Raw genomic sequence first — 24,809 nt, 5'->3', positions numbered from 1 at the left:
TCAGACCGCCCTCATCAGCAGGGTCGCGGCGATGACGACCGCCGCACCGCCGAACATCGAGACCGCGTAGGAGCGGGCGTAGCCGTTCTGCAGCTTGCGCAGCCGGCCGGAGAGACCGCCGACCGACGCGGCCGTGCCGTTGACGACGCCGTCGACCAGGGAGTGGTCGACGTAGACGAGCGAGCGGGTGAGGTGCTCGCCGCCGCGGACCAGGACCACGTGGTTGAAGTCGTCCTGGAGCAGGTCGCGGCGGGCCGCCCGGGTGAGCAGCGAGCCGCGCGGGGCGAGGACCGGGACCGGCTTGCGCCCGTACATTCCCCAGGCGATGCCGACGCCGACGACCAGGGCCACCACGGTGGCCGCGGTGACGGTGGCCGCGCTCAGCGGGGAGTGCCCGTGGTCGTAACCGGTGACCGGCTCCAGCCAGTTGACGAAGCGGTCACCGATGGCGAAGAAGCCACCGGCGAAGACGGAACCGACGGCCAGCACGATCATCGGGATCGTCATGGACCTCGGGGACTCGTGCGGGTGCGGCTCGTGGCCCTCGGCGTCGGGCTGCCAGCGCTTCTCGCCGAAGAACGTCATCAGCATCACGCGCGTCATGTAGAAAGCGGTGATCGCGGCGCCGAGAAGGGCGACGGAGCCGAGGATCCAGCCCTCGGTGCCGCCCTTGGCGAAGGCCGCCTCGATGATCTTGTCCTTGGAGAAGAAGCCGGACAGACCCGGGAAACCGATGATGGCGAGATAGCCGAGGCCGAAGGTGATGAAGGTGACCGGCATGTACTTCCGCAAGCCGCCGTACTTGCGCATGTCGACCTCGTCGTTCATGCCGTGCATCACCGAACCGGCCCCCAGGAAGAGCCCGGCCTTGAAGAAGCCGTGCGTCACCAGGTGCATGATCGCGAAGATGTAGCCGATCGGGCCGAGGCCCGCCGCGAGGATCATGTAGCCGATCTGCGACATCGTGGAGCCGGCGAGCGCCTTCTTGATGTCGTCCTTGGCGCAACCGACGATCGCACCGAAGATCAGCGTGACCGCGCCGACGATGACGACGACCAGCTGGGCGTCCGGGGCACCGTTGAAGATGGCGCCGGAGCGGACGATCAGATAGACACCGGCGGTGACCATGGTCGCGGCGTGGATGAGGGCGGAGACCGGGGTCGGGCCCTCCATCGCGTCGCCGAGCCAGGACTGCAGCGGCACCTGGGCCGACTTGCCGCAGGCCGCCAGCAGCAGCATCAGGCCGATGGCCGTCAGCTTGCCCTGGCTCGTCTCACCGGTCGCCTCCAGCACCGGCCCGAAGGCGAAGGTGCCGAAGGTGGTGAACATCAGCATGATGGCGATCGACAGGCCCATGTCGCCGACGCGGTTGACCAGGAAGGCCTTCTTCGCGGCGGTGGCGGCGCTGGGCTTGTGCTGCCAGAAGCCGATGAGCAGGTACGACGCCAGGCCGACGCCCTCCCACCCGACGTACAGCAGCAGGTAGTTGTCGGCGATGACCAGGATCAGCATCGCCGCGAGGAACAGGTTGAGATAGCCGAAGAAGCGGCGCCTGCGCTCGTCGTGCTCCATGTAGCCGATGGAGTAGATGTGGATGAGCGTGCCCACACCGGTGATGAGCAGGACGAAGGTCATCGACAGCTGGTCGAGCTGGAAGGCGATGTCGGCCTGGAAGCCCTCCACCGGAATCCAGCTGAACAGGTGCTGGTGCAGGGCCCGGTCCTCGGCGCCCTTACCCAGCATGTCGGCGAAGAGGACGACGCCGACGACGAACGAGGCAGCGGCGAGCACGGTGCCGAGCCAGTGCCCGGCCCGGTCCAGCCGACGGCCGCCACAGAGCAGGACCGCCGCTCCGAGCAGGGGCGCCGCGACGAGCAGCGCGATCAGGTTCTCCACGATTCCGGTCCCCTTACAGCTTCATCAGGCTGGCGTCGTCGACCGAGGCCGAGTGGCGGGAGCGGAACAACGACACGATGATCGCGAGCCCGACGACGACTTCCGCGGCGGCGACGACCATCACGAAGAACGCGACGATCTGTCCGTCGAGGTTTCCGTGCATCCGGGAGAACGTGACGAGCGCCAGGTTGCACGCGTTGAGCATCAACTCGATGCACATGAACAGGACGATCACGTTCCGCCGGATCAGCACCCCGGAGGCGCCGATCGCGAACAGCAGGGCCGCGAGGTAGAGATAGTTGACCGGGTTCACTTGGCGGCCTCCGAATTCTCCGCCGCGGACGCGGGGTTCGCTCCGCGTGCCACGGCGTCCGCGTCCTCACGTCCGAGCCGCTCGCCGGAGCGCTGCTCCAGGGCCTTGAGATCGGCGAGGGCCTCCTGGGAGACATCGCGGATCTGGCCCCGGTCACGCAGCGTCTTCATGACGGTGAGCTCGGACGGGGTGCCGTCCGGCAGCAGACCGGCGATGTCCACCGCGTTGTGCCGGGCGTAGACACCGGGGGCGGGCAGCGGCGGGAGGTGCTTGCCGCGCACGCGCTCCTCGGACATCTCCCGCTGGGTCTTGGCCCGCTCGGTGCGCTCGCGGTGCGTGAGCACCATCGCCCCGACGGTGGCGGTGATCAGCAGGGCGCCGGTGATCTCGAAGGCGAAGACGTACTTGGTGAAGATGAGGTTGGCGAGGCCCTCCACGTTGCCGCCGTGCAGGGCGTTGGCGGCGCCGAGCCCGTTGAAGGAGGACAGCGACGCGTTGCCGATGCCCCCGATCAGCAGGATCCCGAAGCCGAGGCCGCAGGCGACGGCCAGCCAGCGCTGCCCCTTGAGGGTCTCCTTGAGGGAGTCCGCCGCGGTGACGCCGACGAGCATGACGACGAAGAGGAAGAGCATCATGATCGCGCCGGTGTAGACGATGATCTGGACGATGCCGAGGAAATAGGCGCCGTTGGCGAGGTAGAAGACGGCCAGGACGACCATGGTCCCGGCGAGCGCCAGGGCGCTGTGCACCGACTTCTTCAGCAGGATCGTGGAGAACGCGCCGATCACGGCGACGGTCCCCAGGATCCAGAACTGGACGGCCTCACCGGTCGAGGTGGTGGTGGCCGCGGCGATCACGTTCATGCGCCGGCCCCCCCGCCCTGCCGGGCTTTCCCGTCCTCGGTGATGACCACGGTCTCGTCGGGCTCGCCCTTGGAGACGGCCGGCTGCGGCACCGTACCGGGGGCGGCCCCGGTGACCAGGCCCCGGTAGTAGTCCTGTTCGTCCATACCCGGGAAGATCGCGTGCGGGCTGTCGACCATGCCTTCCTCCAGCCCCGCGAGCAGCTCGTCCTTGGTGTAGATGAGGCTTTCGCGGGTGGTGTTGGCGAGCTCGAACTCGTTCGTCATCGTCAGCGCCCGGGTGGGGCAGGCCTCGATGCACAGTCCGCAGAGGATGCAGCGCGCGTAGTTGATCTGGTAGACGCGGCCGTAGCGCTCACCCGGGGAGTAGCGCTCCTCCTCGGTGTTGTCCGCGCCCTCCACGTAGATGGCGTCCGCCGGACACGCCCAGGCGCACAGCTCGCAGCCGACGCACTTCTCCAGGCCGTCCGGGTGGCGGTTGAGCTGGTGGCGGCCGTGGAAGCGGGGCGCCGTCACCTTCGGCGTCTCCGGGTACTGCTCGGTGAGCCGCTTCTTGAACATGGCCTTGAAGGTCACGCCGAAGCCGGCCACGGGATTCTGGAACTTCTCCCCCGCCGAACCCGATTCGCCCGAGGACCCAGCGGATCCCGATGAGCCCGTGAGCTCTGGTTTCTCAGACACCGCCGGCCTCCTTTCCGTCACTCGCTTTTCCGTCACTCTGAGTATCCGGTCCACCACTGACAACGAGCTCCCGCTCGCGCCGTGGAACGCGCCTGGGCACCGGTGGCAGGGTCTGTCCGGGCAGGGGTGGCACCGGGAACCCGCCCGCCATCGGGTCGAACGCGGGCTCCGGCCCGGCCTCCGCCTCCTGCGCCCTGACCCTGCGGTCGCGGAACATGTCGACGACCAGGGAGATCAGCAGGACGGCGAGCACCGCCCCGCCGACGTACAGAACGATCCGGGAGAAGTCGTAGCCCTCGTTCCGCAGCGCGCGGACGGTGGCGACGAGCATCAGCCAGCCCACGGAGACCGGGATCAGGACCTTCCAGCCGAGCTTCATCAGCTGGTCGTAGCGGACGCGTGGCAGGGTGCCGCGCAGCCAGATGAAGAAGAAGATCAGCGCCTGGAGCTTGAGGAAGAACCAGAGCATCGGCCACCAGCCGTGGTTCGCCCCCTCCCAGAACGCGGAGATCGGGTACGGAGCCCGCCAGCCGCCGAGGAACAGCGTCACCGCGATCATCGACACGGTCACCATGTGGATGTACTCGGCGAGCATGAACATCGCGAACTTGATGGAGCTGTACTCGGTGTTGAAGCCGCCGACCAGGTCGCCCTCGGACTCCGGCATGTCGAAGGGGGCCCGGCTGGCCTCCCCGACCATCGTCACCATGTAGATGAGGAAGGACATCGGCAGCAGGATGATGTACCACCGGTCGCCCTGCGCCTCCACGATCGTGGAGGTCGACATCGACCCGGAGTAGAGGAAGACCGAGGCGAACGCGGCGCCCATGGCGATCTCGTAACTGATCATCTGGGCGCACGAGCGGATCCCGCCGAGCAGCGGGTAGGTCGAGCCCGAGGACCAGCCGCCGAGGACGAATCCGTACACGCCGACCGCGCCGACCGCGAGGATGTAGAGCGCGGCGATCGGCAGGTCGGTGAGCTGCATCGTCGTACGGGTGCCGAAGATCGAGACCTCGTTGCCCGCGGGCCCGAAGGGGATGACCGCGACCGCCATGAAGGCGGGGATCGCCGCGAGGATCGGCGCGAGGACGTAGACCGCCTTGTCCGCGCGCTTGACGATGACGTCTTCCTTCAGCATCAGTTTGACGCCGTCGGCGAGCGACTGGAGCAGCCCCCAGGGACCGTGCCGGTTCGGGCCGATCCGCAGCTGCATCCAGGCGACGACCTTGCGCTCCCACACGATGGAGAAGAGCACGATCAGCATCAGGAACGCGAAGCAGAAGACCGCTTTGACCAGCACCAGCCACCAGGGGTCGGTGCCGAACATCGACAGATCCTCGGCGGCGATGACGGCACGCCCGGGTGCCGTCGTGAATGCGGTGAGGCCCATCACGCTCGTACCTCCGATGGTTCGACGGGAGCACCTGGTGCGGCGGCGGGGCCGATCCGTACCAGGCCGCCGGGGTTCGCACCGGTGTCGGCGGCGATGCCGCGTCCCACCGAGTTCAGCGGCACCCAGACCACACGGTCCGGCATGTCGGTGACCTGGAGGGGGAGTTCGACGGTGCCGGTGGGGCCGGTGACGGCGAGCGGGTCACCGTCCTTGACGCCGGTCTCGGCCGCTGTGGTGGCGGAGAGCCGGGCGACGGCGGCGTGCCGGGTTCCGGCGAGCGCGGTGTCGCCCTCCTGGAGCCGGCCGAGGTCGAGCAGCATCCGGTGGCCGGCGAGGACCGCCTCGCCGTCGCCGGGCCGTGGCAGCGGCTGCGCCGGCTCGCGCGGGGCGTCCGCGTGGCCGCCCTCCCAGCCGCCGAGCCGGTCCAGCTCGCGGCGGACGGCGGTCAGGTCCGGCAGCGCGAAGTGCACGTCCATGGCGTCGGCCAGCATGTGCAGCACGCGGGAGTCGACCGGTGACAGCGTCCGGGGCATCTGTTCGGGCTTCAGCGCCGCCTGGAACATCCGGGCCCGGCCCTCCCAGTTGAGGAAGGTGCCGGACTTCTCCGCGACGGCGGCGACCGGGAAGACCACATCGGCCCGGGCGGTGACCTCGCTCGGCCGCAGTTCCAGCGAGACCAGGAACCCGACCTCGTCCAGGGCCTTCAGAGCGCGCGCCGGGTCGGGCAGGTCCTCGACGCCGACCCCGGCGACGAGCAGCGCGCCCAGTTCGCCGGTGGCCGCGGCCTCGATGATCTGGCCGGTGTCGCGGCCGTGGCGGGAGGGCAGTTCGGCGACGCGCCATACGGCGGCCACCTCCTCCCGGGCCCGCGGGTCGGTGGCCGGGCGGCCGCCGGGGAGCAGGGTGGGGAGCGCGCCCGCCTCCACCGCGCCCCGGTCGCCCGCCCGGCGCGGAATCCACACCAGGCGTGCGCCGGTCGCCGCGGCGGTCCGAACGGCGGCGGAGAGTGCGCCGGGCACACCCGCGAGCCGCTCACCGACGATGATCAGGGAGTTCTCCGCACGCAGCGCCTCGGCCGCCTGGGCCCCTTCGGCCTCCAGGCCGACGCCGCCCGCGAGCGCGTCCAGCCACTCGGTCTCGGTGCCGGGGGCGGCGGGCAGCAGCGTGCCGCCCGCCTTCACGAGGCCGCGTGTGGCGTGCGAGGCGAGAGCGAAGGTCTTCTGACCGCTCTTGCGGTGGGCCTTGCGGAGCCGGAGGAAGACGCCGGGGGCCTCCTCCTCGGACTCGAACCCGACGAGCAGGACCGCGGGGGCCTTCTCCAGCGCGGTGTACGTGACCCCCTCGCCGTCCAGGTCCCGGCCGCGGCCGGCGACGCGGGCGGCCAGGAAGTCGGCCTCCTCGGCGCTGTGGACCCGGGAGCGGAAGTCGATGTCGTTGGTGTCGAGGGCGACCCGGGCGAACTTGCTGTACGCGTAGGAGTCCTCGACGGTCAGCCGGCCGCCGGTCAGGACGCCGGTGCGGCCCCGGGCCGCGAGGAGACCGGCCGCCGCGGCTTCCAGCGCCTCGGGCCAGCTCGCCGGCTCCAGGACACCGTCGGCGTTGCGGACCAGCGGGGTGGCGAGGCGGTCGCGCTGCTGGGCGTAGCGGAAGCCGAACCTCCCCTTGTCGCAGATCCACTCCTCGTTGACCTCGGGCTCGTTGGCCGCGAGGCGCCGCATGACCTTGCCGCGCCGGTGGTCGGTGCGCATCCCGCAGCCGCCGGAGCACTGCTCGCACACCGAAGGAGTGGAGACCAGGTCGAAGGGGCGGGAGCGGAAGCGGTACGCCGCCGAGGTCAGCGCGCCGACCGGGCAGATCTGGATGGTGTTGCCGGAGAAGTACGACTCGAAGGGGTCGCCCTCGCCGGTGCCGACCTGCTGGAGGGCGCCGCGCTCGATCAGCTCGATCATCGGGTCGCCCGCCACCTGGTTGGAGAACCGGGTGCAGCGCGCGCAGAGCACGCACCGCTCACGGTCCAGCAGCACCTGGGTGGAGATCGGGACGGGCTTCTCGAAGGTCCGCTTCTTCCCGTCGAAGCGGGAGTCGGCGCCGCCGTGCGACATCGCCTGGTTCTGCAGCGGGCACTCGCCGCCCTTGTCGCAGACCGGGCAGTCCAGCGGATGGTTGATCAGCAGCAGCTCCATCACGCCCTTCTGCGCCTTCTCGGCGACAGGAGAGGTGATCTGCGACTTGACGACCATGCCGTCGGTGCAGGTGATGGTGCAGGAGGCCATCGGCTTGCGCTGGCCCTCGACCTCGACGATGCACTGGCGGCAGGCGCCGGCCGGGTCGAGGAGCGGGTGGTCGCAGAAGCGCGGGATCTCGATGCCGAGGAGTTCGGCGGCCCGGATGACCAGGGTCCCCTTGGGGACGCTGATCTCGATGCCGTCGATGGTCAGCGTGACCAGGTCCTCGGGCGGGATGGCCGCCTCGCCGCCCCCGGAGGGCGCACTCGTGGTGACTGTCATGCGTTCACCCCCCGGTGAGCGTTCTTGCCGTTGGCGTCTCTGTCGTCGGCCCAGGCCGTGGATTCGGCGGGATCGAAGGGGCAGCCCTTGCCCGTGATGTGCTGTTCGTACTCCTCGCGGAAGTACTTGAGCGAGGAGAAGATCGGTGAGGCGGCGCCGTCGCCGAGGGCGCAGAACGACTTGCCGTTGATGTTGTCGGCGATGTCGTTCAGCTTGTCCAGGTCGGCCATCTGGCCCTTGCCTGCCTCGATGTCGCGGAGCAACTGGACCAGCCAGTACGTCCCTTCGCGGCACGGCGTGCACTTGCCGCAGGACTCGTGGGCGTAGAACTCGGTCCAGCGGGTGACGGCCCGCACGACGCAGGTCGTCTCGTCGAAGCACTGGAGCGCCTTGGTGCCGAGCATGGACCCGGCGGCGCCGACACCCTCGTAGTCGAGCGGGACGTCCAGGTGCTCGTCGGTGAACATCGGGGTGGAGGAGCCGCCCGGGGTCCAGAACTTGAGGCGGTGACCGGCCCGGATGCCGCCGCTCATCTCCAGGAGCTGGCGCAGCGTGATGCCGAGCGGGGCCTCGTACTGGCCGGGGCTGGTGACATGGCCGCTGAGCGAGTAGAGCGTGAAGCCCGGGGACTTCTCGCTCCCCATCGACTTGAACCAGTCCTTGCCCCTGTTCAGGATCGCGGGAACCGAGGCGATGGACTCCACGTTGTTCACCACAGTGGGGCAGGCGTACAGACCGGCGACCGCGGGGAAGGGGGGTCGCAGCCGGGGCTGTCCACGCCGTCCTTCGAGAGAGTCGAGCAGCGCGGTTTCCTCACCACAGATGTACGCGCCGGCACCTGCGTGCACCGTGAGTTCCAGATCGAGTCCCGAGCCCAGGACGTTCTTCCCCAGGTAACCCGCCTCGTACGCCTCTCGTACGGCCTCGTGCAGTCGTCGCAGCACGGGGACGACCTCACCGCGCAGATAGATGAACGCGTGCGACGAACGGATCGCGTAACACGCGATCACGATGCCCTCGATGAGGCTGTGCGGGTTCGCGAAGAGGAGCGGGATGTCCTTGCAGGTCCCCGGCTCCGATTCGTCGGCGTTGACAACCAGATAGTGCGGTTTTCCGTCGCCCTGCGGGATGAACTGCCACTTCATCCCGGTGGGGAAGCCCGCGCCGCCGCGTCCGCGCAGACCGGAGTCCTTGACGTACGCGATCAGGTCGTCGGGGTCCATGGCGAGCGCCTTGCGCAGCCCCTCGTACCCGTCGTGGCGGCGGTAGGTCTCCAGGGTCCAGGATTCGGGCTGGTCCCAGAAGGAGGAGAGGACGGGGGCGAGCAGCTTCTCGGGGCTCGTCCCGTTGTGGTCGATCTCGGCGGCCAAGGTCATCACTCCCCCTCCTCGGCTACGGGCCCGGCCGGATGTTCCGGGTCGGAGGCCGAGGTCTGCTGCGGTGCGTCGTGCGAGCTGAGGTGTTCGGACGGCGAAGGGTCGTGCGGCTGCTCCTGCTTGGGCCGGCCGTCGCGCGGGGCGACGACGCGGGCCTTCGGCAGGGCCTCGCCCTTGGCGAGCTTGAGGCCGACGAGAGAGGCGGGGCCCGCGCCGCCGGAGGCCTCGACGGCACCGGGGCGCTCGTCGGGGAAGCCGGCCAGGATGCGGGCGGTCTCCTTGTAGGAGCAGAGCGGGGCGCCGCGGGTGGGCTCGACGGTCCGCCCGGCGATCAGGTCGTCGACGAGCTGCGTGGCGCTCTCGGGCGTCTGGTTGTCGAAGAACTCCCAGTTCACCATCACGACGGGCGCGAAGTCGCAGGCGGCGTTGCACTCGATGTGTTCGAGGGTGACCTTGCCGTCGTCGGTCGTCTCGTTGTTCTCGACGCCGAGGTGCTCCTTCAGCGTGTCGAAGATGGCGTCGCCGCCCATGACCGCGCACAGGGTGTTGGTGCAGACCCCGACCTGGTAGTCCCCACTGGGCTTGCGCCGGTACATGGAGTAGAAGGTCGCGACGGCCGTGACCTCGGCGGTGGTGAGGTCGAGGGTCTCGGCGCAGAAGGCCATCCCCGTACGGGAGACGTACCCCTCCTCGGACTGTACGAGGTGGAGCAGCGGCAGCAGTGCGGAGCGGCTTCCCGGGTAGCGGGCGATCACCTCCTTCGCGTCCGCGTCGAGCCGGGCGCGCACGTCGGCCGGGTAGGCGGGGGCGGGGAGCTGCGGCATCCCCAGACTGACCTCTTGGTTTGCGGTCACCGGTCGACGCCTCCCATCACGGGGTCGATGGACGCGACGGCGACGATCACGTCGGCGACCTGGCCGCCCTCGCACATCGCCGCCATGGCTTGCAGATTGGTGAAGGACGGGTCGCGGAAGTGGACCCGGTAGGGGCGGGTGCCGCCGTCGGAGACGACGTGCACACCGAGTTCGCCCTTGGGGGACTCGACGGCGGTGTACGTCTGCCCGGCGGGGACCCGGAAGCCTTCGGTCACCAGCTTGAAGTGGTGGATCAGGGCTTCCATGGAGGTGCCCATGATGTTCCTGATGTGGTCGAGCGAGTTGCCGAGTCCGTCCGCGCCGAGGGCGAGCTGGGCGGGCCAGGCGATCTTCTTGTCCGCGACCATGACCGGGCCCGGCTCAAGCCGTTCCAGGCACTGCTCGACGATCCGGAGCGACTCGCGCATCTCGTCCATGCGGATGAGGAAGCGTCCGTAGGAGTCGCAGGTGTCGGTGGTCGGCACCTCGAAGTCGTAGGTCTCGTAGCCGCAGTACGGATCGCTCTTGCGCAGGTCGTGCGGGAGTCCGGCGGAGCGCAGGACCGGACCGGTGGCGCCGAGCGCCATGCAGCCGGTGAGGTCGAGGTAGCCGACGTCCTTCATGCGGGCCTTGAAGATGGGGTTGCCGGTGGCGAGCTTGTCGTACTCCGGCAGGTTCTTCTTCATGGTCTTGATGAACTCGCGCAGCGCGTCGACCGCGCCCGGGGGCAGGTCCTGGGCGAGGCCGCCGGGGCGGACGAACGCGTGGTTCATCCGGAGTCCGGTGATCAGCTCGAAGAGGTCGAGAACCAGTTCACGATCGCGGAAGCCGTAGATCATGATCGTGGTCGCGCCCAGCTCCATACCGCCGGTGGCGATGCAGACCAGGTGCGAGGAGATCCGGTTGAGCTCCATCAGGAGCACGCGCAGGACCGTGGCCCGGTCGGGGATCTGGTCCTCGATGCCGAGGAGCTTCTCGACACCCAGGCAGTACGCCGTCTCGTTGAAGAACGGCGTCAGGTAGTCCATGCGCGTGACGAAGGTGGTGCCCTGGGTCCAGTTGCGGAATTCGAGGTTCTTCTCGATGCCGGTGTGGAGGTAGCCGATGCCGCAGCGGGCCTCGGTGACGGTCTCACCGTCGATCTCCAGGATCAGCCGCAGCACGCCGTGCGTGGACGGGTGCTGGGGACCCATGTTGACGATGATGCGTTCGTCGTCGGACTTCGCGGCGGATTCGACGACCTCGTCCCAGTCGCCGCCGGTGACTGTATATACAGTCCCCTCGGTCGTGGCACGGGGCGTTGCATGGGGAGTGGTCATCAGGAGTACGACCTCCGCTGGTCCGGAGCCGGGATCTGGGCGCCCTTGTACTCGACGGCGATGCCGCCGAGCGGGTAGTCCTTGCGCTGCGGGAAGCCCTGCCAGTCGTCCGGCATCATGATCCGGGTCAGGGCCGGGTGCCCGTCGAAGACGATGCCGAAGAAGTCGTACGCCTCGCGCTCGTGCCAGTCGTTGGTCGGATAGACCTCGACGAGGGACGGGATGTGCGGGTCGCTGTCCGGGGCGGAGACCTCCAGCCGGATGACCCGGCCGTGGGTGAGGGACCGCAGGTGGTAGACGGCGTGCAGCTCGCGTCCCTTGTCCGCGAGGAAGTGGACGCCGCTGACGCCCGTACAGAGCTCGAAGCGCAGGGCGGGATCGTCGCGCAGGGTGCGGGCGACCTGGAGCAGGTGCTCGCGTGCGATGTGGAAGGTGAGCTCGTCGCGGTCGACGACCGTGCGCTCGATGGCGCTCTCGGGGAGCAGGTCCTGTTCCTCCAGCGCCCCTTCGAGCTCGTCGGCCACCTCGTCGAACCACCCCCCGTACGGCCGTGAGGAGGCTCCCGGCAGGGTGATCGTGCGGATGAGGCCGCCGTAACCGGAGGTGTCGCCGCCGTTGTTGGCGCCGAACATCCCCTTGCGTACGCGGATGACCTCGCCGCCGGTGTCGCGCGGGGCGGGGACGGAGTTGCCGTTCTGCCCCTCGCCGTGGGTGTTGTCGCTCACCGCAGGAGCCCCTTCATCTCGATCAGGGGCAGCGCCTTGAGAGCCGCTTCCTCCGCCTCGCGGGCGGCTTCCTCCGCGTTGACCCCGAGCTTGCCGTCCTGGATCTTCTGGTGGAGCTTCAGGATGGCGTCCAGCAGCATCTCGGGACGTGGCGGGCATCCCGGCAAATAGATATCGACCGGCACAATATGATCAACACCCTGCACAATGGCGTAATTGTTGAACATTCCGCCCGATGACGCACAAACCCCCATGGAGATGACCCACTTGGGGTTCGGCATCTGGTCGTAGACCTGCCGCAGGACGGGCGCCATCTTCTGGCTCACCCGGCCCGCGACGATCATCAGGTCAGCCTGGCGCGGCGATCCGCGGAAGACCTCCATCCCGAACCGGGCCAGGTCGTAGCGGCCCGCGCCCGTCGTCATCATCTCGATGGCGCAGCAGGCGAGGCCGAACGTGGCCGGGAAGACGGAGGACTTCCGCACCCAGCCGGCGGCCTGTTCGACCGTGGTCAGCACAAAGCCGCTAGGCAGCTTCTCTTCGAGTCCCATGTGTGCCCCTCAGCCCCTCAGTCCCATTCCAGGCCGCCACGACGCCAGACATACGCATAGGCGACGAAGACGGTGAGCACGAAGAGCAGCATCTCCACGAGCCCGAAGATCCCCAGGGCGTCGAAGGAGACCGCCCAGGGATAGAGGAAGACGATCTCGATGTCGAAGACGATGAAAAGCATCGCCGTCAGGTAGTACTTGATGGGGAAGCGGCCGCCTCCGGCCGGTGTCGGCGTGGGTTCGATACCGCACTCGTACGCTTCGAGCTTTGCCCGGTTGTACCGCTTGGGGCCGATAAGCGTGGCCATGACCACGGAAAAGATCGCAAACCCTGCCCCGAGGGCGCCGAGCACGAGGATGGGCGCGTAGGCATTCACGCTCCTCGCTCCTTCCAGTCGTCCTTGACCGTTGGACCGCATCGGGCGACCGGCTCGCCACCTCACCAAGATCGTGCACATGTGAGGCAGTTCACAAGCCCGACTGCCCCGCATCCTATGCCCGCCACCCTGTGATCTGCGACACGGGGTACGTCACCGTCTTTGTGATCTCCACCACCTGACGAAGGATCATGAAGTCGTATGAGCGGTGACCTTCGCACGCGAAGCGGCGAAGTGATCACGAGACGTGACATTCACTGGTGTTACCGCTGGTCAAAGACGTGCGGCGCTATCAATGGACGCCCTCTACAAGCAAATTGGCGCTGGATCGCGACGGGGTGGTATGAGCACCGAGCGCCGCCCACTTCCAACCGACCCTCACCCGGACGGGGGTCGGCATGGATGGAAGAGGACATGTGCACGCATTCACGAACTTCCGGATCATGCGCGAGCGGTCGACCCGACGGGCGGCGAAGCGCCCGCCGGAAAGGGCGACGAAGCGTGCCGCCGCCGAAGCGGAGCGGACGTCGGCCGCGTGCGCGAGGGTTGCGTGCCACCGGAACTCCCCACTGTGACCTGCGTCACTCACTCCATCGCGCGGGAAAGCCGGGCTTGGCCATCGGTGCGAACGGATGGTAAGCAGCGGGCAATTCGGGCGTATTACCGAAAGGTAGTGATCACGGCCCTGATCGCCCGTGCCCGTTTTGCCCGTTACGGCGTCAATAAAGGCGCACAGAAAGCGGATTCACAGATTCCGAACGTAACTGTGTCGCAACACACGTTTCTTGATGGGACCCCTGCAGCCCTGATAGCGCTAGTACCCATGTCCCACACCGCTCACATACCCAGCCACCGGAAGCCCCGCCAGCGCGCCTCGAAGTCGGCGCTGCGAGCCGGAGTTGCCGGTGGCGTCCTCAGCACCATCGCGGTCGCGGGTGCCGCCGGTCCGGCCCAGGCCGAACCGGTGACCCAGACCATCGAGATGCCCACCATCACCGCCGGGCTCTCCACCGCCGTCGCCGCCTCCGCACAGGCCACGCAGCAAATCGCCCTCGACCTGGAGACGCAGGCCCACGAGGAGGCCGCGGCCGAGAGCGCTGCGAAGAAGGCCAAGAAGGCCAAGGCCGAGGCCGTCCGCAAGGCCGAGGCCGAGAAGAAGGCCGAAGCCGCCGCCAAGGCCAGGGCCGAGGCCGAGGCGGAAGCCCAGGAGCGCGCCGAGCGCGCCTCCCGCACCGCCGAGCGCACGACGCTCAGCGCCCCCTCCAGCTCCTCCTCGGGCAACTCGGCCTCCGCCTCCGCCCCCTCGTCCGCCCCGTCCTCCTCGTCGACCGCCACGGGCTCCGCCGCCGCCATCGTCGCGTTCGCCAAGGCCCAGGTCGGCGACGCGTACGTATCCGGTGGCACCGGCCCCAACGCGTGGGACTGCTCCGGCCTGGTCCAGGCCGCGTACCGCTCGGTGGGCATCGACCTCCCGCGCGTCTCGCAGTCCCAGTCGACCGCCGGCACCCAGGTCTCCCTGGACAACCTCCAGCCCGGCGACATCCTGTACTGGGGCGGCGCGGGCAGCGCGTACCACGTCGCGATCTACGTGGGCGGCGGCCAGTTCGTCGGCGCTCAGAACTCCAGCACCGGCACGGTGCAGCGCTCCATGGACTACGACCGGCCGTCCGGCGCGGTCCGCGTTCTCTGATTCACCAGCGCGTCACCAGCGGATCGGACGCATCCGTTCCAGCACGGCTGAGGGCCGCCGCTCCCCCGCTCGGGAGTGGCGGCCCTCGGCCGTGATCCGGTCATCGCACCGCCGCGGTGATCAGCGCGGCAGCCGGTCCAGCAGCCAGGTGCACAGTTCCTCGGTGATGGCCGTGTGCGCGGTGGTCTCCGACGAGCAGAGGAACTCGTCCACCTCGCTGTCCTCCGGGGACAGGCCGTCGACGTTCGCGTACAGGTCATCGGGCCGGTCGAGGTCACGGATCGCGACCGCGCTCACCGTCGGGACGAAACAGACGTCCGGGTGGCGCAGGTCCACCGTCGCGCCGAACTTCTCCAGCATGGACGCCAGGATCCGGTACGAGCCGAGCGTGCCGCCCGGGGCGCCGTCGAGGGCCGGGAACCCGCTCGTCGTGATCGTCTTCTCGGCCTTCGGGAACAGCCGCTTCAGCTCCGCGACGACGACATCGTGCCCCTCCGCCTGGGTGAGGAGGGTCGTGCCCGGGTAGACCCGGTCGCCGGTGGACGCCAGCGCGGTCTGGCCGGGCGGCACCTCCGGTCCCTGGCCGTCGCCCCGGCCGTTGGCCACGGCGATCGTGCGGGGCCTGGCGGGCCAGCCGCCGACCGCGCGCAGCGCCGCCAGGAACTTCTCGCGCTCCGGGTCGATCCCGACGGTGCCGTCGTCGCTGTTGTAGTGACGCCACAGCATCTGCCGTGCGGCGGAACTGTCCATCTGCCGTGCGAAGTTGTTGGCGACCGGGATGAAGTGCGCGAAGGCCTGGAGCCCGATCGGGATGACGGCGCCCCGGTGCGGGCTGTCGTAGGAGAAGTACAGCGCGGTCTGGTGGTCGACCCGGTCGTGCTCCATCTTCGCCAGCGCGTAGCGGGTGACGATCCCGCCCATGCTGAAGCCGCCGACCGTCAGGGGCTCGTCGCCCTGCCGGGAGCCGATGGTGTGGTGGATCGCGGCGGTCGCGGTCTTGGCGTTGTCCAGGATCGAGGCGCCGCGGTCGTCGTAGCCGAGCAGGACGACGTCGTGGCCCCGCCGCTTCAGGGATCCGATGAGCGGGAAGTCCTCCTCCAGCCCCAGGTAGAGCGCGTCGAGATCGCTCCGGCCGTGGTTGAAGCCGTCCGCCATGATCACCGGCCGCCGGATGCCCTGGTGACCGTCCGCGTAGTAGACCCGGGCGAAGCCGCCGGGCAGGTCCCACTCCTCGTCGGCGGCCGGGGCCGTGGCCCCACCGACCGCGGTGGCCTGCGGTGAACCCGCCAGCGTGAACGCGCCGATGGCCTGCTCCGCGCTCTCGCCCTGCTGTTCGGACACTGTGTCGCTCCTCCGTCCGCGCACATGCCGCAGGGGCCCGACGGAGACGGGCTCGGAGACTGCGGAGGGATGCGAGGACCCGCACATCATGGCGGCGGTTCCGACGGTCGCGGGCCCCCGCACCACGTGGTGTCACTCCGTCGGGTGGAAAGCCGCAGCGGCATGTTTGACCTGCGGGAAGGCTTGTTTGGCCGGTCTCTTGCGGTACGGGGGCGGCGGCCGTCCCGCTCCTCCTGGGCAGGGACCGCCCCGCCCCGCTCCCGACGCGTCGGGGACCGGAGGATTCCCGCCATTCACCCCGTCACCCGTACGCCGGACACCGCGACGGCCGCCCACCGCGCCCCCGCCACGGCCAGCGCCAGGCCCATCAGCGCGGCGCTCACCCAGACCGGCGCCCGGTGGCCGAGCCCCGCGTCGAGGGCCGGTCCGCCCGCCCACGGGCCCACCGCGGCCCCCGGGTTGAACGCGCTCGTGGCCGATGCCCCGGCGAGCGCCGGGGCTCCGGCGGCCTGCCCGAGGAGCCGGGTGATCAGGGCCGTGCCCGTACCGAAGGCGAGCAGGCCGCGGGCCCGAGGACGTAGACGGCGCATGGCATGGGTGCAGATCCCTTGGACGGAACCGTCGGTGGACAGGCGAACCGAGGTGCGGGGGTGCGGGGCCGCGCGAGGCCGCCGGAGGACCGGCGGGCGACACGGAGGCGTGCCCGGGCGCAATCTCCGGCCCGGGGCACGGAACCGGCCCGGGGCACGGAACCGGACCGGGGCACGGAACCCTGCGTACGGCGGTACTTCAGCGCGTACGCGGGGTGGGAACGGCCCGTCCCCGCGGTGATCCGGCGGGGGCGGCGCCGTGGCGAGGGCGGCCGGTGACCCGTGGGGTCGTCCGGCGACGCTCAGCGGCAGTTCGCCCACCGGCGCACCGGTGGGCGGAGTCTGTCGGACTCGGGGCTGGACATGGGGCGAGACTACCGGGCGGTCAGCGGCGGCGCTGGCGGCGGTTCGTCCGCTCCGGCTCCCGCGCGGAGGTGGTGGGCGCGGGCAGCGCGTCGTACGAGGCGTCCAGCTCCTCGTCGTCCTCCTCGGGGGAGGTCAGGCCCGCGGCGAACCGGGGCTCCAGGAAGAGACCGTGGTGCTGGGGCGGCGCGGTGTCCTCGGCGCCCGGTTCCGGGCGTGAGGAGTTCCGGGGCAGGGAGGCGGTCGTCATGGCTGTCTGTCCTTGGGTCGAGCAGCGCTGTATCGGCTTGTCCCGTACCCCGTTGGCCTGCGTTCGATGTACGCGTGGGGCGGAGAAGAGCGTCGTACGCGCCGCGTGCCGCAGCTCAGGGCGAGGGCGGGCCCCAGCCGGTCCGGGACTGCCGATGACCGGGGGTGGCGCGCAAATCATCGCACACGATCACGTGGGGGGTACGGGATTACGCCCTGGCCCGGGCCGGGCCGCGGCTCACAGCACCACGCGGAAGTGCGTCGTCAGGCGCCGGTCCTCGCCCAGGACGTGGAACGCGAGGCCCGGGGGCTGGTCGCGGTCGGCCGGCCGGTCCCCCTCCCAGGGCATGCGCAGGGTCCACGTCACGGCGGGCCCGACGATGAGGGGGCGGCCGGCGAAGGTGGACGCGGCGGCCGTGTGGGCGTGGCCGGTGAGGACGGCGACGACCCCGGGGTGGGCGTCCAGGAGGGCTGCGAGGTGCTCCGGCTCCTCCAGCCGCCCGGCGTCGGGCAGCGGGTGGTGGAGCACGACGGGCGGCTGGTGGAAGGCGATCAGCGCGGGCACGCCGTCCGGGAGCGCGCCGAGGGTGGCGTCGATCCAGGCGAGCGTCTCCGCGTCGAGGCGCCCCTCGTCGCGGCCGGGGATGGTGGAGTCGCACATCAGGAGGGCGGTTCCGGCGATCCGGTGGACCCGGTTGACGGGGGCGGTGGCCGGGACCTCGCCGAGGAACGCCTTGCGGTAGGCGGGGCGCGCGTCGTGGTTCCCGGGGCAGGTCAGGACGGGGAAGGGGGCGGTCAGGATGCGGGCCGCCTCCTCGTACTCGGCCTCCGTCGCGTGATCGGCGATGTCTCCGGTGACCAGCAGCGCGTCGACCGGGCGGGGCAGGGCCCGGAGGTACTCCATGACGCGGGTGGCCCTGCGCGTCGCACGGTCACTGCCGTCCAGGTGCAGATCACTGATCTGAGCGAGCAACATGTCGGACCGTCCCCCGTATAACGCTAATTTCCAGTTTCCCGTTAGGACTCTAGAGTGGGGGCGGACAGAGTTCAAGGACAGGACTCAGCGACAGGACTCGAGGGCAGGGCGGCGAGGGGGGTGAGGCGGGTGAAACAGCGGCCTGTCATGGAGCTGGCGAGCACCATCCACCACGACGGGGACGGCGGCGTCGCCGACGACCTGGAGACGGTCCGGGGGACCACGCGGTGGATCCAGCAGCAGACCGGGGGCATCGCCCCCCGCGAGTTCCTCAGCGGGGAGCTGGTCGCCGACGAGGAGCTCCGGGACGCGATCGTCGGCGTACGACGGGCCGTGCGGGCCCTGTTCGCGCGGGTGGTCAGCCCGGCCCCGCCCAGCCCGGCGGACGCCCACCGCCTGATGCCGGCCGACGAGGCCCTGGCCCGCCTCAACGCGGCCGCCGCCCGGGAGCTCGTCGCCCCGCAGCTGGAGTGGCCCGCCGAAGGGCCCCCCGTGGCCCGGCTGCTGTCGGCCGGGGGCGATCCGCGCGTACGGCTGGTCGCGGCGCTGGCGCGCGATGCCGTGGACTTCCTGAGCGGGCCGGAGCATGAACTACTGCGGGCCTGCCACGCGCCGCGCTGCGTCCGTTACTTCATCAGGAGCCACGGCCGCCAGGAGTGGTGCCGGCCGTCCTGCGGCAACCGGGCCCGGGTGGCCCGCCACTACGAGCGCACGCGGGGTACGGCGACAGGACAGCCCGGGGGGCCGGTCGGCCAGGGCTGAGCCCGGGGACCGCCGTCGGCCCGGGCGCAGCGCCCTCACGCCGGGGCGGGGGTGCCGGCGGCCCAAAATGCCGGGGCCCCTGCTGCCGACCATGCTGATCGTCACCGGGGGCCCGCCGGGCCGGCTGGGGCTCGGGGGCGCTGTTCCTCGGCGCGGGGGCCGCCAGGGGACCGGCGGTGCGGTGGGCCGGGCGGAGTCGCCCGAGCGCACCGGAGCCGGGTCCGGTCCCTGCCCCGCCGGCGGTCCCGAACGGCCTCAGGCCTTCGGGGCCACCTTCGACAGTCCGTTGATGATGCGGTCCATCGCGTCGCCGCCCGTCGGGTCGGTCAGGTTGGCCAGCATCTTGAGCGTGAACTTCATCAGGAGCGGGTGGGTCAGGCCGCGCTGGGTGGCGACCTTCATGACCTTCGGATTGCCGATCAGCTTCACGAAGGCGCGGCCCATCGTGTAATAGCCGCCGTAGGTCTCCTTGAGCACCTTCGGGTAGTTGTTCAGGGCCAGTTCGCGCTGGGCGGGGGTGGCGCGGGCATGCGCCTGGACGATGACGTCGGCCGCGATCTGGCCCGACTCCATGGCGTACGCGATGCCCTCGCCGTTGAACGGGTTGACCATGCCGCCCGCGTCGCCGACCAGCAACAGGCCCTTGGTGTAGTGCGGCTGGCGGTTGAAGGCCATGGGGAGAGCGGCGCCGCGGATGGGCATCGTCATGTTCTCCGGGGTGTAGCCCCACTCCTCGGGCATCGAGGCGCACCAGGCCTTGAGCACCTCGCGCCAGTCCAGCTCCTTGAAGGCGGAGGAGGAGTTGAGGATGCCGAGGCCCACGTTGGAGGTGCCGTCGCCCATGCCGAAGATCCAGCCGTAGCCGGGCAGCAGCCGGTCCTGGGCGCCGCGCTTGTCCCACAGCTCCAGCCAGGACTCCAGGTAGTCGTCGTCGTGGCGGGGCGAGGTGAAGTACGTACGCACGGCGACGCCCATCGGGCGGTCCTCGCGGCGGTGCAGGCCCATCGCGAGGGAGAGCCGGGTGGAGTTGCCGTCGGCGGCGACGACGAGGGGGGCGTGGAAGGTGAGCGGGGTCTTCTCCTCGCCGACCTTCGCCTCGACGCCGGTGATGCGGCCGGTGCGCTCGTCGCGGATCGGGGCACCCACGTTGCAGCGCTCGTACAGCCGGGCGCCGGCCTTCTGCGCCTGCCGGGCGAGCTGCTCGTCGAAGTCGTCGCGCTTGCGGACCAGTCCGTAGTCCGGGTAGGAGGCGAGATCCGGCCAGTCCAGCTGGAGCCGGACGCCGCCGCCGATGATGCGCAGGCCCTTGTTGCGCAGCCAGCCGGCCTCCTCGGAGATGTCGATCCCCATGGAGACGAGCTGTTTCGTGGCGCGCGGCGTGAGGCCGTCGCCACAGACCTTCTCCCGGGGGAACGCCGTCTTTTCCAGCAGCAGGACGTCGAGTCCGGCCTTGGCGAGGTAGTACGCGGTCGTGGAGCCGGCTGGGCCCGCTCCGACGACGATCACGTCCGCGCTGTGCTCGGAGAGGGGCTCGGTCACGGTCGGATCTCCCGAAGACTCGAATTCGCGTGCCGCGCGGCACATGTCCCGTGCAGTCTATGGGGGCCTGCAGAACAACCCTCCGAAGGGCTCCCTCATGTCGATAGCACCTGTTCCGCCCACTGCCCCGGCCCCCGCGGTACGTCTGCGCGTCCCGACCGACGAGGACGCCCTGATCTGGCACCGGGTCTTCGACGACCCCGAGGTGATGGAGTTCCACGGCGGCCGGAGCGCCGAGTTCTCCGTCTACGAGGAACTCACCGCGCGCCAGCGGCGCCACGACGCGGAGCTCGGCTTCTGCCTGTGGACCCTCACCGACGAGGACGACACCGTGCTCGGCTTCACCGGGGCGCAGCCGTGGCCCCATACGCACTTCGGCCCGGTCGGCGCCATCGAGATCGGCTGGCGGCTGGGCCGTAGGGCCTGGGGACGCGGTTACGCCACCGCCGCCGCCCGCACCACGCTGGAGCGGCTGCGGGCGGCCGGGGTGCCGGACGTCGTCGCGATGATCGACTCCCGTAACGCCAGATCCATCGCGGTGGCGGAGCGGCTCGGGATGCGGCACGCGGAGACCTTCACCACCCCGCGCGCCGGACAGGAGGGGTACTGCTACCGGCTGGCGCTCTAGCGTTCGAAAAGCTCAGGTGCGGGTGGCCCGGTGCAGGGCCACCACGCCGCCGGTGAGATTGCGCCACGCCACCTTCGACCAGCCCGCCTTCTGAAGGAGTGCGGCGAGGCCGGGCTGGTCGGGCCAGGCGCGGATGGACTCGGCGAGATAGACGTACGCGTCCGGGTTGGAGGAGACCGCCCGGGCGGCCGGCGGAATCGCGCGCATCAGGTACTCCGTGTAGACCGTGCGGAACGGAGTCCACGTCGGCTGCGAGAACTCGCAGATCACGACCCGGCCGCCCGGCTTCGTCACCCGGTACAGCTCGCGCAGCGCGGTCTCGGTGTCCTGGATGTTGCGCAGCCCGAAGGAGATCGTGACGGTGTCGAAGACCTCGTCCCTGAACGGCAGCCTCATGCCGTCGCCCGCTGTGAACGGCATCCAGGGGTGGCGCCGCTTGCCGACCTTCAGCATGCCCAGCGAGAAGTCGCACGGCACCACATAGGCGCCGGCCTGGGCGAAGGGCTGCGAGGAGGTCGCGGTGCCCGCCGCCAGGTCGAGGATCTTCTGCGCGGGGCGGGCGCCGACGGCCGCCGCGACCGCCTTGCGCCACAGCCGGGCCTGGCCCAGCGAGATCACGTCGTTGGTCAGGTCGTAGTTGGCCGCCACACCGTCGAACATCGAGGCGACTTCGTGCGGCTGCTTGTCCAGGGAGGCTCGGGTCACCCTTCCATTCAAGCAGCCTGCCCGTACGGATCGGTGGGGGCGGTCCCGATCGCGACGCGTCCGGCGACCCGGCGGTGCGGGGCGTTGACGAAGATCGTCCTGCGGCCCGTTCCCGCACGGAAGGGGGTGTGGTCACGGAGGGCTCGGGGGACAGGGCAGCACAGGCGCTCCGCGAGGCACCGGATTCGTACCGACGGACGAGACGCCGCGTCCCCCCGGCCGGTCTCCCGAACTGATCGTCGTCCGCCTTCAACCTTTTCGGCACCCGCGAACTCTGTAAGGGGTGGAACGAGGAGAGGGAGGGCGGATGCCGGCAGGGGCGGAGCCCGAGCGGGCGGCGGACGGCGGGAGCGCCGCGTTCGAGGCGTACGCGCGGGACGGCCAGCGGCGGCTGTACCGGACGGCCTACCTGCTCTGCGGGAACGTGGAGGGCGCCAAGGACCTGACGCAGACGACCCTCGCCAAGCTGTTCCAGCACTGGCGCCGGGCGAGCCGGGCGGACCATCTCGACGCCTACGCCAGGACCGTCCTCGTCCGCACGTATGTGGCCGAACACAGGCGCTCCGTCCGGGATTTGCTCGCACACCGGTCGCATGCTCCCCGCCCGCAGGCCGACCCGGCCTCCCGCGCCGATCTCCGTGTCACGCTGCTCGCCCTGCTCGACGAACTCCCGCCCCGGGCCCGGGCGGTGGTCGTCCTGCGGTACTGGGACGACCTGAGCGTGGAGTCGGTCGCCTCGCTGCTGCGGTGCAGCGAGTCCACGGTGAAGAGCCAGTCTTCGCGCTCACTCGTCCGGCTGCGCGCCCGCATGGGCGATGCCCAGCTCTACTCCACCGGAAGCTGAGGGCCGGTCATGACTCCAGAAGGCCGACCCGGTTCACCCGGGGAAGAGATCTTCCGGGACGCGCTCCACCGGGCCGCAGGGGCCCTGCCCCCGCTGCCCGATCTGGTGCCCGACGCCGTACGGGAGGGGCAGCGGCGGCGGGCCCGGAGCCGGGGGCTCGCGGTGGCGGGGACCTTCGTCGCGGTGACCGCCGTGACGCTGGGCCTCTCCCTGCTGGGACCCTTGCTGCGGCAGACACCCGACACCGGACCCGCCGTCCCTCCCCCCGGCCCCTCCACCACCCGGCCCACGCCCGCCCCCTCCCCCGACTCCCCCGACCCGACGGAGCCCGTAACCGGCATGCCGATACCCGCACCCTCGTCGCCGCCCATGGCCACGCCCACTCCCCCGCCCTCGTTCCCGCTCTGGTCGCCGCCTCCGTCGCCCCCCTCCTTCACGCCCCCGGCCACGCGCAGCGCCACGCCGGACGCGGGGCCGTCCGCAGCCGGGTCGTCCACATCCGGGCCGTCCACCGCCGCCGAGCCGTTCACCGCGACGCCGCGCCCCGGGGCGACCTCATGACGGGCCGCCGCGGCCTGGGCACCCTGCCGCGCGACGAACCGGCCCGCGACGCCGAGACGTTCCGGCTGCGCGCGCTTCCCGGCGACCAGACAGGGGCCGGGGGCCCGGGGCGCCCGCCGCGGGGCCGGTCCGGGAGCCGCTCGCCGTCCCGGTCCGGGAGCCGCTCGCCGTCCCGGTCCCGCGCCCGTGAGCGGCGAAGACGCCGGAACCGGCGCCGGACGGCGGGCCTGGCCGTGCTCGTCCTGGCGGCCGTGGCCCTGGTGGCCGTCCTCATCGACCGGCCCTGGCAGACCGGGGACCCGTCCGTCACCGCCGACGCGGGGCCCGCGACCGGGTCCGGTGACGACGACGCCGAGACCCCCCTCGCCCCGGCCCCACCGCCCGCGACCCCCTCCACCGCACCGCCCTCGCCCACCCCCTCGCCCCCGGCCGACGACGACCGGCCTCCCCGGGCCTTTGACGTGCCCGCCTCCGGCCCCGGCACGTTCACCGTCGCCCGCGCGGGCGTCACGAAGTCCGGCAAGGGGGAGCCCTACCGGGTCGAGGTGGAGGACGGCATCGGCGTCGACCCCGACCGGGCCGCCGAGGACATCGCGGCGATCCTGGCCGATCCGCGCGGCTGGAGCCACGGCGGCGAGCACTCGTTCCGCCAAGTCGCGGACACATCGGCCGGGTTGGTGGTCAAGATAGGCACTGCGACGACCACGGACCGGCTCTGCGGCGCCTACGGGCTGAAGACCCGGGGCGAGGTCAACTGCCGGGGCGGCGAGCAGGTCATGGTCAACCTGAAGCGCTGGCAGCTGGGTTCACCGCAGTTCGACGGGCCCGTCGCCGAGTACCGGGCCCTGATCATCAACCACGAGGTCGGCCACTGGCTGGGGCGCGGCCACGAGACCTGCCCGGGGAAGGGGCGCCCCGCGCCCGCGATGATGCAGCAGATCCACGGACTGAAGGGGTGCGTGGCCAACGCCTGGCCGTACGACGCCGAGGGGCGCTATCTGGGCGGCCCGAAGGTGCCGTGAGCCCTTGTGGCCTCTCGTACGGAGTCGGCTCAGCGGGCGCGGTGGACGAGCCGCCCCGCGAGCACCGTCGCCACGCAGAACCTCGCTCCGCCCGCGCGCAGCGCCGCCTCGTCGGGCACGTCGAAGACGGCGAAGTCGGCGCGGCCGCCCACGGCCAGCGGGCCGTGGGCGGTGGCGGCCAGGCCGCCGCCGGCCGCGAAGGGGTCCAGGTCGGGCGGTCCGGCGTGGCCCGCACCCTGGACCTGGACCAGCCCCGACCGGGAGACGGCCGTCCGCAGCGCCGGCTCGTCCGCACCGAACGGGCCCACCACATGCGTGGTCCCGTGCCGCAGCATCCTCTGGAGCCCGCGCCGTACGCTGCCTGCCCGGCGGACCGTGTCCATCGTCACTGCGATCCGCTCGAACTCCTCGCCCCACAAAGGCAGTTCACCCAGCTCATCGGCCTCGCGCGGGTCCGGGTGGTAGCAGCGGGTGAGCAGTTCCCGGGCCCGGTCCTGGCGGAGGCCGGGCACGAGGAGGCCCGGCCAGCGGCGGACCCTGGCCGCCGGGTGCGCGGCGGCGACCTCCTCGTACGGCCCGATGGTGGCGATCCGGTCGCCGTCCACGGCCACCGCACCCTCCACGACAGCCGCCGCACCGACCGGCAGGACCAGCGGCGCGACGTGAACCGTCAGCACGGGAG

At 70.9% G+C, this 24,809-nt stretch carries 24 protein-coding genes and 1 pseudogene; 6 read left to right on the top strand and 19 right to left on the bottom strand.

The features are described 5' to 3' along the window. From nuoL to ABZ154_RS06910, 12 genes are read right to left on the bottom strand one after another with little or no spacing between them, the layout of a single operon-like run. Positions 1–1,896 (bottom strand): NADH-quinone oxidoreductase subunit L, encoded by a 1,896-nt coding sequence (nuoL, locus tag ABZ154_RS06965; protein ID WP_356829808.1) that lies wholly within the window; start codon positions 1,894–1,896, stop codon positions 1–3. A gap of 13 nt (positions 1,897–1,909) precedes the next feature. Continuing rightward, positions 1,910–2,209: an NADH-quinone oxidoreductase subunit NuoK gene (gene nuoK, locus ABZ154_RS06960; RefSeq protein WP_031127582.1), complete on the bottom strand. Its 300-nt coding sequence runs from the start codon at positions 2,207–2,209 to the stop codon at positions 1,910–1,912. After that, positions 2,206–3,072: an NADH-quinone oxidoreductase subunit J gene (locus tag ABZ154_RS06955; protein WP_356829806.1), complete on the bottom strand. Its 867-nt coding sequence runs from the start codon at positions 3,070–3,072 to the stop codon at positions 2,206–2,208. Before ABZ154_RS06955 ends, nuoK begins: the two co-directional genes overlap by 4 nt. Then, positions 3,069–3,752: an NADH-quinone oxidoreductase subunit NuoI gene (gene nuoI / locus ABZ154_RS06950; RefSeq protein WP_356829804.1), complete on the bottom strand. Its 684-nt coding sequence runs from the start codon at positions 3,750–3,752 to the stop codon at positions 3,069–3,071. The genes ABZ154_RS06955 and nuoI overlap by 4 nt, the downstream gene beginning before the upstream one ends. Next, positions 3,745–5,145, bottom strand: coding sequence for an NADH-quinone oxidoreductase subunit NuoH (nuoH, locus tag ABZ154_RS06945; protein WP_356829802.1), 1,401 nt, complete (start codon positions 5,143–5,145; stop codon positions 3,745–3,747). The genes nuoI and nuoH overlap by 8 nt, the downstream gene beginning before the upstream one ends. Beyond that, positions 5,145–7,655, bottom strand: coding sequence for an NADH-quinone oxidoreductase subunit G (locus ABZ154_RS06940; RefSeq protein WP_356829800.1), 2,511 nt, complete (start codon positions 7,653–7,655; stop codon positions 5,145–5,147). The genes nuoH and ABZ154_RS06940 overlap by 1 nt, the downstream gene beginning before the upstream one ends. Beyond that, positions 7,652–9,031: an NADH-quinone oxidoreductase subunit NuoF gene (gene nuoF, locus ABZ154_RS06935; RefSeq protein ID WP_356829798.1), complete on the bottom strand. Its 1,380-nt coding sequence runs from the start codon at positions 9,029–9,031 to the stop codon at positions 7,652–7,654. Before nuoF ends, ABZ154_RS06940 begins: the two co-directional genes overlap by 4 nt. Continuing rightward, positions 9,031–9,855, bottom strand: coding sequence for an NADH-quinone oxidoreductase subunit NuoE (gene nuoE / locus ABZ154_RS06930; protein ID WP_356829945.1), 825 nt, complete (start codon positions 9,853–9,855; stop codon positions 9,031–9,033). The genes nuoF and nuoE overlap by 1 nt, the downstream gene beginning before the upstream one ends. 26 nt (positions 9,856–9,881) lie before the next feature. Next, positions 9,882–11,204: an NADH-quinone oxidoreductase subunit D gene (locus tag ABZ154_RS06925; protein ID WP_356829796.1), complete on the bottom strand. Its 1,323-nt coding sequence runs from the start codon at positions 11,202–11,204 to the stop codon at positions 9,882–9,884. Further along, positions 11,204–11,929: an NADH-quinone oxidoreductase subunit C gene (locus ABZ154_RS06920; RefSeq protein ID WP_356829794.1), complete on the bottom strand. Its 726-nt coding sequence runs from the start codon at positions 11,927–11,929 to the stop codon at positions 11,204–11,206. The genes ABZ154_RS06925 and ABZ154_RS06920 overlap by 1 nt, the downstream gene beginning before the upstream one ends. Further along, positions 11,926–12,480, bottom strand: a complete 555-nt coding sequence (locus tag ABZ154_RS06915; RefSeq protein WP_018490715.1) for an NADH-quinone oxidoreductase subunit B — start codon at positions 12,478–12,480, stop codon at positions 11,926–11,928. Before ABZ154_RS06915 ends, ABZ154_RS06920 begins: the two co-directional genes overlap by 4 nt. Before the next feature lie 17 nt (positions 12,481–12,497). Continuing rightward, complete coding sequence (locus tag ABZ154_RS06910; protein ID WP_003967084.1) at positions 12,498–12,857, bottom strand: NADH-quinone oxidoreductase subunit A; 360 nt, start codon at positions 12,855–12,857, stop codon at positions 12,498–12,500. 823 nt (positions 12,858–13,680) lie between these two features. On the opposite strand from ABZ154_RS06910, the gene ABZ154_RS06905 reads away from it, so the two are divergent. Beyond that, positions 13,681–14,547: a C40 family peptidase gene (locus ABZ154_RS06905; RefSeq protein ID WP_356829792.1), complete on the top strand. Its 867-nt coding sequence runs from the start codon at positions 13,681–13,683 to the stop codon at positions 14,545–14,547. Positions 14,548–14,667: 120 nt separating this feature from the next. Here ABZ154_RS06905 and ABZ154_RS06900 read toward each other — a convergent pair whose 3' ends face one another. From ABZ154_RS06900 to ABZ154_RS06885, 4 genes and pseudogenes are all read right to left on the bottom strand, one after another. Beyond that, positions 14,668–15,888, bottom strand: coding sequence for a hypothetical protein (locus tag ABZ154_RS06900; protein ID WP_356829790.1), 1,221 nt, complete (start codon positions 15,886–15,888; stop codon positions 14,668–14,670). A gap of 293 nt (positions 15,889–16,181) precedes the next feature. Continuing rightward, positions 16,182–16,451, bottom strand: a pseudogene (locus ABZ154_RS06895) (Cmx/CmrA family chloramphenicol efflux MFS transporter); the annotation flags it as partial. A gap of 412 nt (positions 16,452–16,863) precedes the next feature. Beyond that, positions 16,864–17,091 carry a hypothetical protein gene (locus tag ABZ154_RS06890; RefSeq protein ID WP_356829788.1) on the bottom strand — a complete coding sequence of 76 codons (228 nt, stop codon included), beginning with the start codon at positions 17,089–17,091 and terminating at the stop codon, positions 16,864–16,866. Positions 17,092–17,328: 237 nt separating this feature from the next. Next, positions 17,329–18,066 carry a metallophosphoesterase gene (locus tag ABZ154_RS06885; protein WP_356829786.1) on the bottom strand — a complete coding sequence of 246 codons (738 nt, stop codon included), beginning with the start codon at positions 18,064–18,066 and terminating at the stop codon, positions 17,329–17,331. A gap of 147 nt (positions 18,067–18,213) precedes the next feature. Between ABZ154_RS06885 and ABZ154_RS06880 the strand changes: the two genes are divergently transcribed. Continuing rightward, positions 18,214–18,828: a CGNR zinc finger domain-containing protein gene (locus tag ABZ154_RS06880; protein WP_356829943.1), complete on the top strand. Its 615-nt coding sequence runs from the start codon at positions 18,214–18,216 to the stop codon at positions 18,826–18,828. A gap of 255 nt (positions 18,829–19,083) precedes the next feature. On the opposite strand, the gene ABZ154_RS06875 is transcribed toward ABZ154_RS06880, so the two are convergent. Further along, positions 19,084–20,367, bottom strand: a complete 1,284-nt coding sequence (locus tag ABZ154_RS06875) for a geranylgeranyl reductase family protein (RefSeq protein ID WP_031127603.1) — start codon at positions 20,365–20,367, stop codon at positions 19,084–19,086. 97 nt (positions 20,368–20,464) lie between these two features. On the opposite strand from ABZ154_RS06875, the gene ABZ154_RS06870 reads away from it, so the two are divergent. After that, positions 20,465–20,995 carry a GNAT family N-acetyltransferase gene (locus ABZ154_RS06870; protein WP_356829784.1) on the top strand — a complete coding sequence of 177 codons (531 nt, stop codon included), beginning with the start codon at positions 20,465–20,467 and terminating at the stop codon, positions 20,993–20,995. Between the two features lie 12 nt (positions 20,996–21,007). On the opposite strand, the gene ABZ154_RS06865 is transcribed toward ABZ154_RS06870, so the two are convergent. After that, entirely contained in the window at positions 21,008–21,700 is a 693-nt protein-coding gene (locus tag ABZ154_RS06865; RefSeq protein WP_356829782.1) for a demethylmenaquinone methyltransferase, read from the bottom strand. A 307-nt stretch (positions 21,701–22,007) separates the two neighbouring features. On the opposite strand from ABZ154_RS06865, the gene ABZ154_RS06860 reads away from it, so the two are divergent. The 3 genes from ABZ154_RS06860 to ABZ154_RS06850 are packed head-to-tail and all read left to right on the top strand — an operon-like array spanning position 22,008 to position 24,127. Then, on the top strand, positions 22,008–22,544 hold the full coding sequence (locus tag ABZ154_RS06860; protein WP_356829780.1) for a SigE family RNA polymerase sigma factor: 537 nt from the start codon (positions 22,008–22,010) through the stop codon (positions 22,542–22,544). Between the two features lie 9 nt (positions 22,545–22,553). Then, the gene (locus tag ABZ154_RS06855) at positions 22,554–23,105 is read left to right on the top strand and encodes a hypothetical protein (RefSeq protein WP_356829778.1); all 552 of its coding nucleotides are present in this window, start codon (positions 22,554–22,556) and stop codon (positions 23,103–23,105) included. After that, positions 23,102–24,127, top strand: coding sequence for a DUF3152 domain-containing protein (locus ABZ154_RS06850; RefSeq protein ID WP_356829776.1), 1,026 nt, complete (start codon positions 23,102–23,104; stop codon positions 24,125–24,127). The genes ABZ154_RS06855 and ABZ154_RS06850 overlap by 4 nt, the downstream gene beginning before the upstream one ends. Positions 24,128–24,156: 29 nt before the next feature. Here the strand turns inward: ABZ154_RS06850 and ABZ154_RS06845 are convergent, their stop codons facing one another. Then, a complete protein-coding gene (locus tag ABZ154_RS06845; protein WP_356829774.1) occupies positions 24,157–24,804 on the bottom strand; it encodes a hypothetical protein in 648 nt (215 codons plus the stop codon). Positions 24,805–24,809: the final 5 nt, after the last annotated feature.

The sequence above is a fragment of the Streptomyces sp. NPDC006261 genome, from assembly GCF_040613515.1.
Classification (GTDB): domain Bacteria; phylum Actinomycetota; class Actinomycetes; order Streptomycetales; family Streptomycetaceae; genus Streptomyces.
This window is presented reverse-complemented; position numbering and strand designations above follow the sequence as displayed.

Bases quoted from the DNA above. Each gene is read 5' to 3' on its own strand.
- ABZ154_RS06905 (WP_356829792.1), top strand. From the start codon at position 13,681: ATGTCCCACACCGCTCACATACCCAGCCACCGGAAGCCCCGCCAGCGC.
- ABZ154_RS06880 (WP_356829943.1), top strand. From the start codon at position 18,214: ATGGAGCTGGCGAGCACCATCCACCACGACGGGGACGGCGGCGTCGCC.
- ABZ154_RS06860 (WP_356829780.1), top strand. From the start codon at position 22,008: ATGCCGGCAGGGGCGGAGCCCGAGCGGGCGGCGGACGGCGGGAGCGCC.
- ABZ154_RS06940 (WP_356829800.1), bottom strand. From the start codon at position 7,655: ATGACAGTCACCACGAGTGCGCCCTCCGGGGGCGGCGAGGCGGCCATC.
- ABZ154_RS06870 (WP_356829784.1), top strand. From the start codon at position 20,465: ATGTCGATAGCACCTGTTCCGCCCACTGCCCCGGCCCCCGCGGTACGT.
- ABZ154_RS06890 (WP_356829788.1), bottom strand. From the start codon at position 17,091: ATGACGACCGCCTCCCTGCCCCGGAACTCCTCACGCCCGGAACCGGGC.
- ABZ154_RS06850 (WP_356829776.1), top strand. From the start codon at position 23,102: ATGACGGGCCGCCGCGGCCTGGGCACCCTGCCGCGCGACGAACCGGCC.
- ABZ154_RS06925 (WP_356829796.1), bottom strand. From the start codon at position 11,204: ATGACCACTCCCCATGCAACGCCCCGTGCCACGACCGAGGGGACTGTA.
- ABZ154_RS06855 (WP_356829778.1), top strand. From the start codon at position 22,554: ATGACTCCAGAAGGCCGACCCGGTTCACCCGGGGAAGAGATCTTCCGG.
- nuoF (WP_356829798.1), bottom strand. From the start codon at position 9,031: ATGACCTTGGCCGCCGAGATCGACCACAACGGGACGAGCCCCGAGAAG.
- ABZ154_RS06955 (WP_356829806.1), bottom strand. From the start codon at position 3,072: ATGAACGTGATCGCCGCGGCCACCACCACCTCGACCGGTGAGGCCGTC.
- nuoE (WP_356829945.1), bottom strand. From the start codon at position 9,855: ATGCCGCAGCTCCCCGCCCCCGCCTACCCGGCCGACGTGCGCGCCCGG.
- ABZ154_RS06885 (WP_356829786.1), bottom strand. From the start codon at position 18,066: ATGTTGCTCGCTCAGATCAGTGATCTGCACCTGGACGGCAGTGACCGT.
- ABZ154_RS06915 (WP_018490715.1), bottom strand. From the start codon at position 12,480: ATGGGACTCGAAGAGAAGCTGCCTAGCGGCTTTGTGCTGACCACGGTC.
- nuoH (WP_356829802.1), bottom strand. From the start codon at position 5,145: ATGGGCCTCACCGCATTCACGACGGCACCCGGGCGTGCCGTCATCGCC.